The following is a 17083-nucleotide window of genomic DNA, read 5'->3' on the forward strand; positions in this document are numbered from 1 at the left end:
GAACCGGCGAGGTGTCAGGCGAAGGCGGACAGGAGGAGCGCCATGCCGAGGCCGAGCACGCTCACCAGCGTCTGCACCACGGTCTGCGTCTTCGCCGCCTGCGTCAGATTCATGCCGAACGACTCCTTGACCAGCCAGAATCCGGCGTGGTTGACGTAGTTCAGGCCCAGCGAGCCCGAACCGATGGCGATCACGAGGAGGGACGCCTCGAGTCCGCCGCCGGTGCCGATCAGCGGGGCGATGATGCCGGTGGCGGAGACGATGCCGACCGTGGCCGAACCGGTGGTGAGGGACAGGAGCAGGGCGATCAGCCAGCCCAGGACGATCAGGTTCACATGGGCTCCCCCGGCCGCCGACGCGATGGCGTCGCCGATGCCGGAATCCTTCAGGACCTGGTTGAACGCGCCGCCACCACCGATGATCAGCAGGATGGAGGCGATGGACTGGAGGCTGCCCGTCATCGAGCGGCGGGTCTCCTCGCCCTGGCCGCTGCCGGTCATGACGGTCAGGCCCAGGGCGAAGAGGAATCCGGCGAGCATCGCGATGAGGGGTTCGCCGATGAAGACGAGCGCGGAACGCAGCTGACTCGATTCGTCCAAAGCGGTCTCGGCGAGGGTGCGCAGCAGCATGAGGACGACGGGGATGAGGACCGAGGTCATGGCCAGGCCGGTGGGCACGTGGGAGCGAGCCGGGGTGTCGTGCTCCGGGCGGAGCTGAGCGCCGGGGCCGCCCGCGTCCGCGGTGGCCGGGGCGGGCAGCTGTCCGGCGCCGGTGAACTGGGCCACCAGCGCGGGGTCCGGGCGGACTTCGGCGAGCCGGGGCGCGATCCACCGGGCGTAGACGGGACCGGCCAGCACGATGGTGGGGACGGCGCAGATGACACCGGCCAGGAGGGTGAGGCCGAGATCGGCGTGGAGTCCGGTCATGGCGGTCAGCGGTCCGGGGTGGGGCGGCAGCATGCCGTGCAGCGTGGAGAGCGCCGCGATGGCGGGCACGCCCAGCAGGACGTACGGGGAGCCCTTCGTGCCGCCCCGCGCCTCCAGCCTGCGGGCCACGCCGAAGATCAGCGGCAGCAGCACGATCAGGCCGACCTCGAAGAACATCGGCACGCCGATGACGAAGGCGGCGCCCGCGACGAGCCACGGCAGCCGTCGGGTGCTGGACCGGTCGACGATGGCGTGGGCGATGGCGTCGGTCGCGCCCGAGTCGGACAGCAGGCGGCCGAGCATGGCGCCCAGCGCCAGCGTGATGCCTACGTCGCCCAGGGTGCCGCCGGCGCCTTCCTCGATGGACGCCGCGAGTTTGTCGGCGGGTTCGCCGGCCGCCAATCCCGTGCCGATCGTGACGACGATCAGCGCGACGAACGGATGGACGCGAAGGCGGGAGTTGATCAGGAGGATCAGCGCTGCGATCGCCAAGGTCAGGATGAGCAGCAGTGACCAGGCGTGCGTGGTCATACGGTGGTGCCTTTCGGAAGGGATGGTGCGGGCGCGTCGTCGGCGCCGGTTCCGGGAGTGTCGAGTTCCCGGTCGGAGGTCTCGGGCAGGAGGGCCACGGCGATGACGGCGAGCCCGTAGGCGCTGCCCGCGAACAGGCCGATGCTGGTGCCCATCCCGAGCCGGTCGCTGAGGAAGCCGACGAGGGCGGGGAAGGCCGCCGCGACGATGCGGCCGAAGTTGTAGCAGAAGCCCTGCCCGGTGCCCCGCATCGCGGTCGGGTACAGCTCGGCGAAGATCGATCCGAGCCCGGCGGGGATGCCGGCGGAGAAGAAACCGAGCGGCATGCCGAGGAAGAACATCTGGGTGTCGCTGATCGGCAGGAACAGATAGGTCACGACCGAGGCCAGGCACATGACCGCGAAGAACATGATGTTCCTCCGGCGGCCGATCCGGTCGGCCAGGACGCCCGAGGTGACGTATCCGAAGAACGAGGCGGCGATGAACGCCGCCAGATAGCCGCTGGTCTTCAGCACCGACAGGCCGTGGGTGGTGCGCAGATACGTCGGCAGGAAGGTCGTCAGCGCGTAGTAGCCGCCGTGGCTGCCGAGGCCGAGCAGCGCGCCGAGGAGCGTGACCCGCAGCAGGTCCGGCTTGAAGATCCGCAGCAGGGAGACCCGGTTCCCACCCCGCGCGGCCCGCTGCCGGTAGAGCGGCGGATCGGTGACCTTGCGCCGGATCATGACGACCAGTACGGCCGGGAGCGCGCCGAGCCAGAACATGACCCGCCAGGCCCAGTCCTCCGGGAACAGGCTGAACAGCACGGTGTACGTCGCCAGGGCCAGCCCCCAGCCCAGTGCCCACCCGCTCTGTACGGCGCCCAGTGCCCGGCCGCGGTGGCGGGTCCCCATGTACTCGCTGACCAGGACGGCTCCGGCCGCCCATTCGCCGCCGAACCCGAAGCCCTGCACACTGCGCAGCACCATCAGCTGGGAGGAGTCGGCGGTGAAGCCGATGAGGACGGTGGCGACGGAGTACACGACGATCGTCCACCGCAGCACCCGGACCCGCCCGTAGCGGTCGGAGGCCCAGCCCGCCAGCCAGCCGCCGACGGCCGTGAAGAGGAGGGTGACGGAGGCGAGCGTGCCGGCGGCTCCGGTGCTCAAGTGCCAGGTGACCAGCAGCGTCGGCAGGACGAGCCCGAACATCTGGGCGTCGGCGGCTTCGAGCGTCCAGCCGCCGAAGGCGGCCCAGAACGCGCGTTTTTGCGGTGTGTCGGTGTCCCGGTACCAGGCGAACATGCGGCGGCTCTCTTCAGTGGTGCTCGGCGGTGCGGAAAACGGGTCAGCGGATGTCGACGCGGTAGCGGAAGGTGTGCGCCGGGCCGCGGGAGCGCCGGTACTCCAGCGGCTTGCCGTCATGGGCGCGGGCGACGCGCTCGACCACGGCCACCGGCTCGGCGCGTCCGCAGCCCAGGAGCAGTGCGTCGGCCGCGGTGGCCGCCTCGATGGTCAGCTCCTCCGTGGCGGCCGCGACGATCTGGCCGCAGTGGCGCTCGTACGTCGGGTACAGCAGGTCGCCGAGGTCGTCGGCGGCGATGCGCTCCAGCGGCTCGAACAGGGGAAGCGGAAGCCAGATGTCCTCGACGAGGGCGGGCTGCTCGCCGTACAGCCGCAGCCGGTGCAGGTGCAGCACCTCGCTTCCGGGGGTGATGCCGAGGGCGGACGCGATGGTCCGCGTGCTCACCTGCCGGGCGGCGGAGAGGATGCGGCTCCGCGGAAAGCCGCTCCCGGCGGCCCCGAACCGGAAGAAGCGGAAGAGGGAGGCGTCCAACGACGCCCTCCGGACAAACGTCCCGGTCCCCTGGCGCCGCTCGAGCAGCCCCTCGTCCACGAGATCGCGGAACACCCGCCGCATGGTTCCCAGGGACACCCCGTAATGGGCGACCAGGGCGGACTCGGCGGGCAGCGGCTCATCGGGCGACCACTCCCCCGAGCGGACGCGCTCGGCGATCACCTCCCGGAGCCGGGCGTGCAGCGGCAGCCGGGGGTCGGTCCGGGCGAGGGCGGCCGCTCCGGGGCTCTCTGGCGTTCCGGAGCTGTCTGGCGTGGACGGGACGGAGTGCATGGCGAGAAAGCATGGTCCGGATTCCTGCTGACGTCTAGTCCTTCATAGGACTATTCTTTTGCGGGTGACCTTCACCGAGCCGCCGCCGCCCGCCGCCTTCGACAGCCACGCCCACGTCTTCACACGCGGCCTGCCGCTGGCGGACGAGCGGCGATACAGCCCGGACTACGACGCCACGGTGGACGCCTACGTCTCGCTGCTGGACGCTCATGGCCTCGCGGCCGGGGTCCTGGTGCAGCCGAGCTTCCTCGGCACGGACAACTCCCATCTGCTGGCCGCCCTCCGCCGGGCGCCGGAACGGTTTCGCGGCGTGGCCGTCATCGACCCGCGGACGCCGGGGGACGAACTCGACCGGCTCGCGGAGGCGGGCGTGTGCGGGATCCGCCTCAATCTGATCGGCCGTCCGGTGCCCCCGCTGGGCGAGGGCCCGTGGCGGCGGCTGGCCCGTGAACTCGCCGCGCGCGGGCTCCACATGGAGGTGCAGGCGCGACAGCGGCAGTGGGAGGAGCTGGAACCCTGGCTCCTGCGCTGGCCCGGCGCGGTGGTCATCGACCACCTGGGGCTGCCGGCGCTCCCGTCCCTGTCCTACCCCGGTTCCGGCGCGCTCTTCCGTCTGCTCGCCGCACCGCATGTGTGGGTGAAGGCGGCCGCACCGTACCGCTCGGCGCCGCGGGCGGCCACGGCGATGCTGAGGAGCCTGCTGCGCACCGGAGCCGTCGAGCGCATGGTGTGGGGCAGCGACTGGCCCTGGACCCGCCACGAGGAGGGCCGCGTCTACGGCACCACCCTGACCTGGCTCACGACGGAGCTGAACGCCGCGGAAACCCAGCGGATCCTGTGCGCCAACCCGGCCCGGCTGTTCGGCTGGACACCTCCGGTCGCGGCAGGTGACCGCACGGGCACGGCGGCCGCACGGCGAGCGTAGGCTCGCCGCATGAGCAGCGAGACGACGCGCCGGCCCCTCGTCGCGACGCCCGAGCGCAAGGTGCTCGAACTGCACGGCACCGCGCGCGTCGTGCAGTGCACCCACTGCGAGGAGCGCTCCGGGATGGACGAGGCGCTGGAGCGGGTCGCGGCGGGCGAGGCGGACCCGGCGTGCCGGGAGTGCGGCGGGATCCTGAAGTCGGCGACGGTGATGTTCGACCAGGGGCTGGACCCGGAGGTGCTGACCGAGGCGGTCACGGTGGCGCGGGCCTGCCAGGTCTTCCTCGCGGTCGGCACCAGCCTCCAGGTACAGCCCGCGGCGTCGCTCGCCGGAATGGCCGCCGAGAGCGGCGCCCGGCTGATCATCGTCAACGCCGGACCCACGCCGTACGACGCGCTCGCCGACGCGGTCGTCCGCGAGCCCATCGGCACGGCGCTGCCCGCGCTGCTGGAGCGGATCGCCGCCGAGGGCGGCTGATCCCGGCGGTGGGCTTCAGCGGCGGGTGATCACCGCCAGTCGGACGTGTGCGAGAAAGTGCGGGGGAACGTTCAGAAGAGGGCCGGGAGCTGCCGCCGCCCGGCTTCGAACGCCAGCAGCCGCCGCTTGCGGTCCAGCCCGCCGCCGTAGCCGGTGAGCCCGCCGGTGGAGCCGACGACGCGGTGGCAGGGGACGATGATGCCGACCGGGTTCTTGCCGTTGGCCAGGCCCACGGCGCGGGAGGCGGTGGGCTGTCCGATGCGGTCGGCGAGCCGGCCGTACGTCCAGGTCTCACCGTAGGGGATGCGGCGCAGCTCGTCCCAGACGCGGCGCTGGAAGGGCGTGCCGGTCAGGCGGAGCGGCAGGTCGAACTCGGTCAGTTCGCCCGCGAAGTAGGCGGTGAGCTGGCGGATGGTGGCGGCGAAGGGGGCGTCGCCCGGGGCGGCGGGGGTGCCGAAGGTCTCCTCGGGCGGGCGGTGGCGCTGGTCGGTCATGTAGAGGCCGGAGAGTTCGGCGCCGGTGGCCACCAGGGTGAGCGGGCCGTAGGGGCTGTCGACGACGGTGTGGGTGCGGGTCACGGGGGGATTCTCCTGGTTCGTGCGGCCTGGCGCGGGCGGTTCGGGCGGTTCAGGCGGGCAGGCGGTTGATGGCGTGGCCGCCGTCATTGGCCCACAGGTACTGGACGGCGTAGGCGCGCCAGGGCCGCCAGCGTGCGGAGGCCCGGGTGAGGGCCCCGGGGGTGGCGGGGAGGCCCAGGCCGGCGGCGGCCTTGCGGACGCCGAGGTCGGTGGGGAGGAACGCGTCGGGGTCGCCGAGGCCGCGCATCGCGATGACCTCGACGGTCCAGGGCCCGAGCCCGGGCAGGGCGGTCAGCCCGGCCCGGGCCTCGTCCCAGTCGCTGCCGACGCCGAGCGCGACCCGCCCCTCGGCGAGCGCGTCGACCAGCCCGGTGAGGGTGGCGCGGCGGGTGCGCGGCATGGCCAGTGCCTCGGGGTCGAGACCGGCGAGGGCCCCGGCGGTCGGGAAGAGGTGGGTGAGGCCGCCGCCCGGGTCGGCGACGGGGTCGCCGTGCGCGGTCACCAGCCGGGCCGCGAGGGTGCGGGCGGCGGCCGTGGACACCTGCTGCCCGAGGACCGCGCGCACCGCGAACTCCTCCGCGTCCGCCGACCCCGGCACCCGCCGCCCCGGCGCCTTGTCGACCAGCGGCTCCAGCTGGGGGTCGGCGCGCAGCAGGTCGTCCACGGCGGCCGGGTCGGCGTCCAGGTCGAGCAGCCGGCGGCAGCGGCTGATCGCGCCGGACAGGTCCCGCAGGTCGGCCAGGGACAGCTGGCAGGCGATGTGGTCGGGGCGCGGGGCGAGGGCGACGACCCCGGGCCCGTACGGCAGCCGCAGGGTCCGCCGGTACGCCCCGTCGCGCCACTCCTCCACCCCGGGTACGGCGGTGGCGGCGAGGTGGCCGAAGAGGTTGTCCGGGCACAGCGGCGCCCGGAACGGCAGCCGCAGCGTCAGTGCCCCCGGCACGGCGGGCCCGGGCTGTCTCCGGGCGCGCTGCCGCAGCTCGGTCGGGGAGAGCGCGAAGACCTCCCGTACGGTCTCGTTGAACGCCCGGATGCTGGCGAAACCGGCCGCGAACGCGATGTCCGCCATCGGCAGCCCGCTGGTCTCGATCAGCAGGCGCGCGGTCTGCGCCCGCTGGGCGCGGGCGAGCGCGCGCGGTCCGGCGCCCAGCTCGGCCAGCAGCTGGCGTTCGATCTGCCGGGTGCTGTAGCCGAGCCGCGCGGCCAGCCCCGGCACCCCCTCCCGGTCGACGACGCCGTCGGCGATCAGCCGCATGGCGCGGGCCACGAGGTCGGCGCGCTCGTTCCACTGCGGCGATCCGGGGACGGCGTCGGGGCGGCACCGCTTGCAGGCCCGGAACCCGGCCTGCTGGGCGGCCGCGGCGCTCGGGTAGAACCGCATGTTCTCGGGCTTCGGACCGACGACCGGGCAGCTCGGGCGGCAGTAGATGCGGGTGGTGACGACGGCGATGAAGAACCATCCGTCGAAGCGGGCGTCCTTGGCCCGTGCGGCCCTGAGGCACCGGTCGGTATCGGTGTACATGGCTCCAGCATCGGCCACCGCGCGCCGCCGGGCTCGCGGGAATCCGACATCGACGTCGACGCGGGGGCGCGCCCCCGCGCGGCCGCTTCCCGTCGGGGGATTTTGCGACGAAACAGCAGACCGGGGGCCTGGTGATCGGCATGATGAAGAGGTGACGGAACACCGAGAGATACCGCTGGCCGACGGCACGTCCGTACGGCTGGAACTCGCCCCCGTGGGGGACGCGCCCGCGGACGCCTACGGGGGCGTGGGCGGCGTGACCCCGGTGGGGCGCGCGACGCGGGCCGCGGCCGCGCTCGCCGACGCCGGGCTCGGCGTCGTCCTCCAGGGTCTTGGCGCGGTGCTCCAGGACGTGCACGACGCGGTCCGCTCGGCGCCCCGGCCGCCGCAGGAGTTCACCGTCCAGTTCGGGGTGCAGGTGGGCCAGGACCTCAAGCTCGGCATCGTGGGGGCGAACGGGAACGCCAGTCTCACCGTTTCGGCCACCTGGCGGCCGGAGGATCAAACGCCGCGGCAGCCGCCCCGGCCCGACTCCGCGGGCTGATCCATGGGCTGGTTCCATCCTCGCGGGTCCGCTCCCCGGCCCGCCGTGTCCATCCTGGCCAAGGACGACGGAAGACCGGCGGGGGCGGGGGTCTTGCTGCCCCGCCAGCACCTGCTGACCTGCGCCCATGTGGTCAACAGCGCGCTCGGCAAGGACATGCTGGCCCCCGATCACCCGGGCTCGGTCACCGTCTCGGTGCGGATCCACGGACCGGAGCACACCGTCGAAGCCGATGCCGAGCTGACGGCCTGGATCCCGCCCCGGCGGGACGACGGGGGCCTCGGCGCCTTCGAGTGGAACGGCGACCTCGCCGTACTGCGGCTGGCCGGAGCGCTGCCGTCCGTGTTCGAGCCGCCGCGCTGGCACCCCATGGCCCGGCGGCAGTTCGTCCGCGCCTGGCACGGCAGCGGCGAGCCCGGGGTCTTCGCCGACGCCGAAGTGAGCGAATGCGACGGGCGGTTCGGATACTTCGACGGGGCCGAGCGCACCCTCGACATCGAACCCGCCTACAGCGGCGGCCCGCTGTGGTCGAACGAGGAGAGTGCCGTCGTCGGCCTGGTGACGGCGAAGCTGCGGGTACGGGGCGAGCTGCGGCGCGCCTGGGGCATCCCCTGGCAGCGCGTGGCCCGGGAGTTGCGGCACGCCGGGGTGGACCACCTCCTGCCCCGGGCCGAGGAGGACGTGACCGACCATCCGCTCTACGGGGAGCTGACCGCCCTGCTGGACGGGCCGCTGTCGCTGTCCGAGGGCTGGGTGCGGTGCTGCCGCGCGGTCGCCCGCCAGTGCGGCCTGGACCACCGCGCGGACGGCGCGCCGAGCGCCGAGGAGTTCGCCCGGCTGCTGCTCACCCGGGGGCGCGCCCTCCCGGCGCTGGTCGAGGCCGTGCGCCCGACGTCGGAGCCGATCGCCGACGACCTCCTCGCCCTGGGCCGCCGTCACGGCCTGCCGAAGCTGCTCACACCGGGCGAGTACGAGCGGCTGCTGCGGCGGTTGCGCGCCCTGCCCCCGGCCTCGGCCGCCGGTGTCCCCGGGGCCGTACGGGCGGCGCTTTCGCTGGCCGCCCTGCCCGGCGCGCTGCTGGCCGGCTTCGGCGGCGACGGCCACGGTGACGGCGGTCCCTTCGAAGCGCTGATCGCCCATCTGGAGGGCCTGTACGGCGACAGCGCGCCGACCGACGACGGCCGCCCGGCCGTCCCGGCGCTGCTGCGGGCGGTGGAGTTCGTGGCCGCGGGCTGCTGCCCGACGGCGGCGGAGCGCGCCGAGCTGTGGGGGTGGAGCGCGGCCGTGGCCCGCCGTCTCGGCGTCCACGAGGCGGCCTTGCGGGACCGCCGCCATGACGCCGAGCAGTGGGCCCGGGGCGCGTCCCGGGGCACCGCGCCGCCCCGGGTCGTGGCGAAGCTGTCGTCCTGCGGGAGCGCGCCGGTGCCGGACGGCGAAGAGCGCTACCGGCTGCGGCTGTGGTGCGACGACGGGGAGGGCCTGCGCCAGGTGTCGGACGACAGTGAACGGCCGCGCAGCGCGGAGGAGGCGGCCCGGGAGATCCTGGACGCGGTCGGTTCGCTGCGCCGTCCGGATCCGGCGGGCCCGCGCTTCGTCATCGAACTGGTCGTGGACCGGGACGCGTTGGAGGTGCCCGCCGACTCCTGGAAACCGGCCGGGGCGGGGGCCCTGCTCCCCGTCCCGCTCGGCGCGCCGTATCCGCTGGTCGTCAACTGCCCCGAGCTGCGGGAGCTGAACGGCGAGGCGATGCTGGACCAGTGGCGGGAGCGCTGGGCCCGGCTGGACTCCGAGGAGCCGGTGCACATCGACGACGCCACGGCCCCCGACCCGGAGCGGTGTGCGGTCTGCTCATGGAGCGGCTGACCGCCCATGTCACGGTCGACGTCGCGGCGCACCGGCGGGCGGGGGTGGTGCAGATGTGCCTCGCGGCGGGCGTTCCGGTGGTGCTGTGGGACCGCGGCGGGCAGCCGGGGTCACCGGCCGTGCGGCACGCGGCCGGGACGCGGGCGCGTGAACTGCCCGAGGCGGTACGGAGATACCGCACCAAGACCCTGCAGAGACCGGCCGACTACCCCGGGCGGCCGGTCCTGGCCTGGGCCGACGCCGGGCGGGCGCTGCCCCGGCTGGACCTCGTGGACCCCACGGAGTGACGGCTCGTGGACCGACAGGACGGCGACACGCGCGCGATGTCCGCTGAGGCGGACCGAAAGGGAGGTTCCCCGATGAACGCACGGGAGCAGCAGGGCTGGCGGCTGTTCCGGGGGGACGGCGTACCCCGGCGGGTGGAGATGCCGCCCGCCCCGCCGTGGCGCCGCTTCGGCAGCGCCGCGACCGGCGGCGCCGCGACCGGCGAGGAGCGGGAGTCCGCGGCGCCCGGCCCGGCCCGGCCGTCGCCGTATCTGATCTCGCCCGAGCACGCGGACGTGGTCAACGCGGCCCTGCATCTGCGCCGTCCGCTGCTCGTCACCGGCAGCCCGGGCACCGGCAAGTCGTCCCTCGCGCGGGCGGTCGCGCACGAAATGGGCCTGGGCGAGGTGCTGCGCTGGCCGGTCAACAGCCGCTCCACCGTGCAGGACGCGCTCTACCGTTACGACGCGATCGGGCGGCTGCGCGAGACGACCTTGAGCCGGGACCGCGACGAGGCCGAACCCGACATCGGCAGCTTCGTACGGCTCGGCCCGCTGGGCACCGCGCTGGTGCCGGGGATGCGGCCCAGGGTGCTGCTCGTCGACGAACTCGACAAGGGCGATGTCGACCTGCCGAACGACCTGCTGACGGTGTTCGAGGAGGGCGAGTTCGAGATCCCCGAGCTGGCCCGGCTGCCGGAGGACCAGTCGGTGGTGGAGGTGCTCACCGAACGGCCGGGCGAACGGGCCGCGGTACGGCGGGGCCGGCTGGCGTGCGAGGAGTTCCCCGTCGTGGTGATCACCAGCAACGGCGAGCGCGACTTCCCGCCCGCCTTCCTGCGCCGCTGCGTACGGCTGGAGCTGCCCACACCCGACGAGGAGCGGCTGCGGGCGATCGTCACCGCGCATCTGGGGGAGGAAGCGCTCGAAGAGGTGGATCAGCTCCTGGAGGTCTTCCTGCGGCGGCGCTCGGCGCGCGAGCTGGCCACCGACCAGCTGCTGAACGCGGTGTTCCTGCGATCGGGCGGGGTGGACGTGACGGGCGAGGGGCTGCTGGAGGCCGTGCTGCACCGGCTGGGCGGGGCGGTGTGACCCATGGGCGGCGGCGCGGGGCGGTTGGAACGGCGGTTGGAACGGCTTGACGAGGCCATCACGGTCCTCGCCTCCGGGGGCGTGTACATGTCCCGGGAGGAGCTGCTCGACGCCCTCTGGCTGGCCGGGCGGCTGCCCGAGAGCGACGCCGAGGGGGCGCCCCTGGAGCGCCCGGCGGCGCGCCACGGGGGCGCCCTGCCCGACGCGCGCCCCGGGCCCGCGCGTCCTCCCGCCACCCCGGCCGTGCCCGCCGCCACCACACCGCCCGGCCCCGCCCCGCGGACCGGGGCCCCGCCGCAGGACACCCCGCCGATTCCTCGGCCGCAGCCGCACGAAGCACCGCCGACGCGTCCGCGTCCGGACCGCCGCCCCGCCGACCGCGCCCTGCGCGGCCTCTACGGCGGCGGCCACACCCCCGGCGGGCCCGGCCCGGACGCCGAGTCCCCCGAGGCGCGGCGCGGGCTGCCGCTGCGCGTGCCCGAGGACAAGGCGCTGCACCACGAACTGTCCATCGGACGCGCCCTGCGCCCGCTCAAGCAGCACCGCCCCAATCCGCTCAAGCGGGAGTTCGACGAGGTCGCCACCGCGGCGGCGCTCGCCGAGACCGGTCTGCCCGATGTGGTCACCCGCCCCGCCCGCGAGCGCTGGCTCGACCTCGCGCTCGTCGTCGACGACGGCACGTCGATGCTGCTGTGGCGGCGGCTGGCCGTCGAGCTGCGCACGGTGCTGCAGCGCTCGGGCGCCTTCCGCGTCGTACGGGTCCTCGGCCTGCACACCCGCGGCGCCGAGGCCCCCGCGCTGCGTACCCGGCCGTACGACCCGGACGCGCCCCGCCTCCCCACGACGGCGCTGTCGGACCCGTCGGGGCACACGCTGGTGCTGGTGGTGAGCGACGGGGTGGGGTCCGCGTGGCGCGACGGGCGGATGGCCCAGGTGCTGGCCCGCTGGGCGGGGGTGGGGCCCACCGCCGTCGTGCACGCCCTGCCGCCCCGGCTGTGGGACAGCTCCGGCATCCGGACGCGGCGCTGGCAGGTACGGACCCGCAGGCCCGGTTCGGCCAACGCGGACTGGGCGGTCGCCGACCCGGTGCTGCCCACCGCCCTGGCCCGGTTCGACGGGGTGCCCGTGCCCGTCCTGGAACCGGAGGCCGCGCCGCTGGCCGACTGGGCCCGGCTGATCGCCTCCGCGAGCGGCACCGCCGTCCTGCCCCTGCTGGCCCCGCCGCGCGGCGGGCCCGTGGCCCCCGCGTCCCGCCCGGCCCCCTCCCCGGCCGATGAGCTGGGCCGCGTCCAGCTGTTCCGGGACGCGGCGTCCCCGGAGGCGTACCGTCTGGCGGCCCATCTGTCCGCCGTGGCCCCGCTGCCGGTGCCGGTGATGCGGATGGTGCAGAAAGCGGTGGACGGGCGGTCCGACACCGGGCGGCTGGCCGAGGTGTTCCTCGGCGGGCTGATGCGCCCGGCCCCGCCGCCCGCCTCGGCGGGCCCGGACCCGCTGCCGCCCGAGCACCGGCCCTTCGCCTTCACCGACGCCGCCCAGCAGGCGCTGCTGGGCGCGGTGCCGCTGGCCGAACTGGTCGCCACCAGCCGGACGATCGGGCGGCGGCTTGAGGAACTGGCGGGCCGCTCCCCCGACTTCCCGGCCTGGCTGGCGCACACGGCGGGCACCGACCGCCTCCCACCCGGCGCCCGCCCCTTCAGCACGGTGGAACGACGGCTCGCGGCCCGGCTGGGCGCGCCACCGCCGTTGCCCTCGGCGTTCGCGACCCGTGCGGCGGCGCAGCACTGGCGCCGCCTGGAACCCGGCGATCCACGCGCGATCGGCCCGTACCGGCTGACGATGGCCGGACCACCGGGAGCGCGGCTCACGCCCTATCTGGGCCAGGACGCCTACGGTGCGCAGGCCGTCGTCCAGACCGCCCGCCGAGTACGCGGGCAGGATTCCGTCGCCCTGCTGAACGTGCAGGTGGAGGCGTTGCGCCGGATGGACGGGCGCTACGCCCGCCGCCTGCTGCGCGAGGGCCTGGACGACGACGTTCCGTGGCTGGCGGAGGAGCCCTTCGTCGGGGAACGACTGGACTACGTCCTGCGCGGCGATGCCGAGCAGTGGGGAGACCGGCTGGACGATGCCCTCCGTACCGGCCCCGAGCACTGGGACGGGCATACCGCCCTCGCGCTCGCCCGCCAGGTCGCGGACGCGGTGCGCCTGTGCGGGGAGGCGGATATGGCGCACGGTGACCTCACGGTCAGCACCGTGCATGTCGCCGGTGAGGACATTCTCCTGACCGGCTGGTCATCGGCCTGCATCGACGGTGTGCCGTCCCCGGCGTTCCTCGGGGACCGTGCGCCGACGGCCGAGGACAACGTCAGGGCGCTGGGCGACATCCTGCTGTGGCTCGGCGGCGGGGCGCGGACGCGTCGGCCCGGCCCGGGGCTGTATTTCATGCCGCGCTGGAGCAGCGCCGTCTGGGAGCCCGTGCGCGCCCTGGTGATGTCGTGCCGGGAGAGGCCCGGACAGCACACCGCGCGGCAGGTCTGGGAATTCCTCACGGAGTTCCGGCCGGACGCCCCCAGGGCGCCGAAGAGGCGCCTCCGGCTCGCCGCGAGGGGCGACGTCTGCTCGCTCTGCGACAACCCCCTCGAAGCGGGCGACCGTTTCTGCGACGCGTGCGGCGCGGATCTGACCACGGCACCACCACGGTCGACGTCGTCCGCCGACGGTTTTGAACCGAGCAGTGGTCTGCCGTCGTTCGCGGAGTACCAGAGCTACCGCAGGCTCGGCGGCAGCGGCGGCTACGACGTCTATCTGGCCCGTGACGAGCGCAGGTCCCGCGATGTGGTGATCCGCACCGCCCCGGAGGCCGAGCGGCACCTGCGCGCCGAGGTGGAGGCGCTGCGGCGGATGTCCGGGCACTACGCGCCCCGGTGGATCGCCGGGGCGTTCCACCACACCCCGCCCTGGATCGTGACGGAGTGCGTCTCCCTCCCCGACGGCTCCCCGGCCCCGCCGCTGTCCTCGTTCCTGACCGGCGGCGGCCCCCGGCTGGACCCCGTGCACGCCGCCACCATCGGCCTGCGCCTCGCCGAGGCGGTGAACATGTGCGCGCTCAAGGGCATCGTGCTCAGGAGGCTGACAGCGGACAGCGTGCTCGTCGTCGGCCGTACGGTGAAGCTGATCGGCTGGACGGACGCGTCCCTCGACAACGTCCGCAGCCCGAAGGCTCCCACCCGCGCGGACAACATCTACGCCCTGGGCGAGATCCTCCGCGCCGTCAGCGACGCGCAGCCGACAGCCCGGCTCAGCCAGACGGACGCGCTGTGGCGCGAACCCCAGCTGCTCGCGATCATCGGCGCGTGCCTCGACGAACGCCCCGAACGACGCCCGACGGCGGGGCACGTGGCGGACGTGTTCGTGCAGTGCCTGCCGTCCGTGCCCCACAGTTATCCGTACGACATCGGTCCCTCGGACACCCAAGTCCCACACGAGGCACCGGACACGGCCGCACCCGCCCCCGTCTCTCCGGCCCGCCCCCGCCGCGTGGCGTCCCGTTTCCGCTTCGGCGCAAGGGCCCGTGAGGCCGAGCGGCAACGCAGGACGGACCTGATCCGCACGCCGCTGACGGCCGCCCACCGCGTCGCGGTGATCGGCCGCCGGGCCGAGATCGGAAGCACCGCCACGACGCTCGCGCTCGGCGCCACGCTGGCGGTCGAGCGCCAGGGCAACGTCCTCGCGGTCGACGCGGCCACCTTCGGCAACAGTCTCAGTCGCCGTATCCGGCATGAGACCACGGCGAACGTCCGTGATCTGGCGCACAACAGCCCGATGCTGGTCCATCAGTCCATCCGGCACTACACCACCCGGCTGCCGTCCGGGCTCGACGTCCTCGCGGGGAGGGACGCGCTCACCGACGAGGAGTACCGCCGTGTCATCGAGGCGCTGAGCGGGTTCTATCCGCTCATCCTCACCGACTGGGCCGCCGATGATCTCCACACCCGCAGGCGCGAAGTGGTCGACCTCGCCGACCAGTTGATCATCGTCACCTCCCCGTCCGAGGGCCGTACGAGGAGCGCGCACACCATCCTGAGCCGACTGGCCGGGGACGGCCACCCGGACCTGGCGCGTCACGCCATCACCGTGTTCACGACGCCGAGCGAGACCGGGACCGGGCCGAGCGAGGACCTGGTCGAGGAGTACCGGGCCCGCTGCCGCGGCGTGGTCGTCGTACCGTACGACGCTCATGTGGCCGCCCAGGGCGAGATCGACCTCGAACAGCTCGCCCCCAAGACCCGCGACGCGTACGTCGACCTTGCCGCGCTGGTCGCGGAGGGGTTCCCCGGGGCCGGACCATAGCGCCCTCGCGGAGGGCCTATCCTCTACGCCATGTCGTCCGCCGAACTCATCCGCATCGTCTCCCGTTCCTCCCCCATGGCCCTCGCCCAGGTCGAGCGGGTCCGCACCGAGCTGGCCGCGCTGCGGCCGGGCATCCGTACGGAGGTCGTGCCGGTCACCACCTCCGGCGACCGGTGGATGGGCGATCTGTCGAAGCTGGGCGGGAAGGGCGCGTTCACCAAGGAGGTGGACGCCGCGCTGCTGGCGGGCGAGGCGGACCTCGCGGTGCACTGCATCAAGGACGTGCCCGCCGACCGGCCGCTGCCCGCGGGCACGGTCTTCGCCGCGTACCTCAAGCGGGACGACATCCGGGACGCCGTGATCCATCCCGAGGGGCTGACGCTGGACCGGATGCCGGAGGGGACCCGGATCGGCACCTCATCGGTGCGGCGCGTCGCCCAACTGGCCGTCACCCACCCGCACGTGACGTGCGTTCCGATGCGCGGCAACGCCAACCGGCGGCTGGAGAAGCTGGCGGCGGGCGACTGCGACGCGCTGATGCTGGCCGTCTCGGGGCTGGAGCGGATCGACCGCGCGGACGTGATCAGCGAGATCCTTCCCGTGGAGACGATGTGCCCGCCGATCGGTGCCGGGGTGCTGGGGCTGCAGTGCCGGGAGGACGACACCGCCACGATCGAGGCGGTCGCCGGGCTCGGTGACGCGGACGTGTGGAAGGAGATCACCGCCGAGCGGATGCTGCTGCACGTGCTCCAGGGACACTGCAACTCGCCCATCGCGGGCTACGCCAAGGCCGAGCGCGACGGGCGGTTGTCGCTGCGCGCCCGGGTCTTCAGCCCGGACGGCAAGACGGTGCTGGACGCCCACGAGTGGGCGGGCCCGCTGGACCCGGCCACCCTGGGGACGTCGGTCGCGGTGGCGCTGCTGCGGCAGGGCGCGCGCGAGGTCATCGACCGCATCCCGCACTGAGGCGGGCGGATTCGCCGTGCGCGGTGAGCAGGTCCGTGGCCGGCGGGACCTGCTCACCCGGACGTCCTGACCCTACGGGGTCGTTCCCAGCCTGCCCCGTGTCGTGGCGACGAGGATGACGGCCGCCACCACCGAGCCGAGCAGGAAGGCGTGGGCGGCGTCATCGGCGTCAACCGACGGGAACACGTCCGACCAGGCCACGGAGATGAAGTTGTTGACGCTGGTGTGGACCAGCATGACCAGCGGCATGCTTTCGTGGGTGCGGTTGAACACCCAGGTCATCACGAAACTGAACGCGACCACGGTGACCAGGAATTCAACAGGCACCAGCACGCTGTCGGCCGGGCCGCCGCCCCATTCGGTGAGGAACAGCGGGAGGTGCCAGGCGCCCCACAGCGGCCCGACGATGAGGGTGGCGTTCACCGGTCCGTACCGGTGCTGCATCCGGGGCATGGCGAACTCGCGCCAGCCCGGCTCCTCGGCCAGGCCCGTGGTGACCATCTGCAGCAGCAGGCCGGGCAACAAGGCGACGAGCACCACCGTGGACGGCATGGCCGGGCTCTCGCCGGAGACGGCGACGGTGGCGAGAGTGAGGGCTGCCGGGACCGAGAGGACCACCAGGACGTACCAGAGCCAAGGGGCGCGGAAGTTGGTCATGCGCTTGCGCCAGACGCGCAGTCCGGCACGCCCTTCGGTCCGCGTGATGATCAGGAGGGCCGAGCATATCGGGCCGAGGTAGGCGCCCGGCAGAACGCCGGTGAGCTGGCTGCCCAGTTGCCCACCGGGAAAGGTGAAATCCCAGATTCCCAGGCCGTTCCGGGACAGCACGTAGGGTGTCCAGGCCAGCCAGCTCAGTGTGTAGGCCAGCACGAAGAACGAGGTCAGGGGGTACCGCCCCAGGGCGCTTCGCGCACCGCTGTGTGCTGTGCCGGGTGCCTGCCCC

Annotated in this window: 11 protein-coding genes and 2 pseudogenes; 7 read left to right on the forward strand and 6 right to left on the reverse strand. The window is 74.0% G+C overall.

Annotated features, from left to right (window positions below; translation table 11 throughout):
* Nucleotides 1–14 precede the first annotated feature (14 nt).
* Genes ASC60_RS10455 through ASC60_RS10465 form a run of 3 tightly spaced genes read right to left on the reverse strand, consistent with a single transcriptional unit; the run spans nucleotide 15 to nucleotide 3563 of the window.
* Nucleotides 15–1457, reverse strand: a complete 1443-nt coding sequence (locus ASC60_RS10455; protein WP_055549230.1) for a GntP family permease — start codon at nucleotides 1455–1457, stop codon at nucleotides 15–17.
* A complete protein-coding gene (locus ASC60_RS10460; RefSeq protein ID WP_055549232.1) occupies nucleotides 1454–2737 on the reverse strand; it encodes an MFS transporter in 1284 nt (427 codons plus the stop codon). Before ASC60_RS10460 ends, ASC60_RS10455 begins: the two co-directional genes overlap by 4 nt.
* Nucleotides 2738–2780: 43 nt before the next feature.
* Nucleotides 2781–3563, reverse strand: coding sequence for a GntR family transcriptional regulator (locus tag ASC60_RS10465; RefSeq protein ID WP_079038304.1), 783 nt, complete (start codon nucleotides 3561–3563; stop codon nucleotides 2781–2783).
* A gap of 64 nt (nucleotides 3564–3627) precedes the next feature.
* Between ASC60_RS10465 and ASC60_RS10470 the strand changes: the two genes are divergently transcribed.
* Nucleotides 3628–4488 (forward strand): amidohydrolase, encoded by an 861-nt coding sequence (locus ASC60_RS10470; protein ID WP_055549234.1) that lies wholly within the window; start codon nucleotides 3628–3630, stop codon nucleotides 4486–4488.
* A 36-nt stretch (nucleotides 4489–4524) separates the two neighbouring features.
* Nucleotides 4525–4965 (forward strand): annotated as a pseudogene (locus ASC60_RS10475) (NAD-dependent deacetylase); the annotation flags it as partial.
* Nucleotides 4966–5036: 71 nt separating this feature from the next.
* Here the strand turns inward: ASC60_RS10475 and ASC60_RS10480 are convergent.
* Entirely contained in the window at nucleotides 5037–5543 is a 507-nt protein-coding gene (locus ASC60_RS10480) for a methylated-DNA--[protein]-cysteine S-methyltransferase (RefSeq protein ID WP_055549236.1), read from the reverse strand.
* Nucleotides 5544–5592: 49 nt separating this feature from the next.
* Nucleotides 5593–7065, reverse strand: a complete 1473-nt coding sequence (locus tag ASC60_RS10485) for an AlkA N-terminal domain-containing protein (protein WP_055549238.1) — start codon at nucleotides 7063–7065, stop codon at nucleotides 5593–5595.
* A gap of 151 nt (nucleotides 7066–7216) precedes the next feature.
* Here ASC60_RS10485 and ASC60_RS10490 point away from each other — a divergent pair, with 151 nt between their 5' ends.
* From ASC60_RS10490 to hemC, 5 genes and pseudogenes are all read left to right on the forward strand, one after another.
* Nucleotides 7217–7609 carry a CU044_2847 family protein gene (locus ASC60_RS10490; protein ID WP_055549240.1) on the forward strand — a complete coding sequence of 131 codons (393 nt, stop codon included), beginning with the start codon at nucleotides 7217–7219 and terminating at the stop codon, nucleotides 7607–7609.
* A gap of 3 nt (nucleotides 7610–7612) precedes the next feature.
* A pseudogene (locus ASC60_RS10495) lies at nucleotides 7613–9759 on the forward strand (trypsin-like peptidase domain-containing protein).
* A 72-nt stretch (nucleotides 9760–9831) separates the two neighbouring features.
* Nucleotides 9832–10827, forward strand: a complete 996-nt coding sequence (locus ASC60_RS10505; protein WP_055549246.1) for a MoxR family ATPase — start codon at nucleotides 9832–9834, stop codon at nucleotides 10825–10827.
* Between the two features lie 36 nt (nucleotides 10828–10863).
* Nucleotides 10864–15174, forward strand: coding sequence for an SAV_2336 N-terminal domain-related protein (locus ASC60_RS40695; RefSeq protein ID WP_267892787.1), 4311 nt, complete (start codon nucleotides 10864–10866; stop codon nucleotides 15172–15174).
* A gap of 30 nt (nucleotides 15175–15204) precedes the next feature.
* The gene (gene hemC / locus ASC60_RS10515; protein WP_055549248.1) at nucleotides 15205–16140 is read left to right on the forward strand and encodes a hydroxymethylbilane synthase; all 936 of its coding nucleotides are present in this window, start codon (nucleotides 15205–15207) and stop codon (nucleotides 16138–16140) included.
* A gap of 72 nt (nucleotides 16141–16212) precedes the next feature.
* Here the strand turns inward: hemC and ASC60_RS10520 are convergent, their stop codons facing one another.
* The gene (locus ASC60_RS10520; protein ID WP_234356880.1) at nucleotides 16213–17010 is read right to left on the reverse strand and encodes a CPBP family intramembrane glutamic endopeptidase; all 798 of its coding nucleotides are present in this window, start codon (nucleotides 17008–17010) and stop codon (nucleotides 16213–16215) included.
* Nucleotides 17011–17083: the final 73 nt, after the last annotated feature.

It is taken from the genome of Streptomyces sp. NBRC 110028 (genome assembly GCF_001417735.1).
Taxonomy (GTDB): domain Bacteria; phylum Actinomycetota; class Actinomycetes; order Streptomycetales; family Streptomycetaceae; genus Streptomyces.

Coding starts and splice junctions, on each gene's coding strand:
- ASC60_RS10485 (WP_055549238.1), bottom strand. CDS start 7,065: ATGTACACCGATACCGACCGGTGCCTCAGGGCCGCACGGGCCAAGGAC.
- ASC60_RS10505 (WP_055549246.1), top strand. CDS start 9,832: ATGAACGCACGGGAGCAGCAGGGCTGGCGGCTGTTCCGGGGGGACGGC.
- hemC (WP_055549248.1), top strand. CDS start 15,205: ATGTCGTCCGCCGAACTCATCCGCATCGTCTCCCGTTCCTCCCCCATG.
- ASC60_RS10455 (WP_055549230.1), bottom strand. CDS start 1,457: ATGACCACGCACGCCTGGTCACTGCTGCTCATCCTGACCTTGGCGATC.
- ASC60_RS10460 (WP_055549232.1), bottom strand. CDS start 2,737: ATGTTCGCCTGGTACCGGGACACCGACACACCGCAAAAACGCGCGTTC.
- ASC60_RS10465 (WP_079038304.1), bottom strand. CDS start 3,563: ATGCACTCCGTCCCGTCCACGCCAGACAGCTCCGGAACGCCAGAGAGC.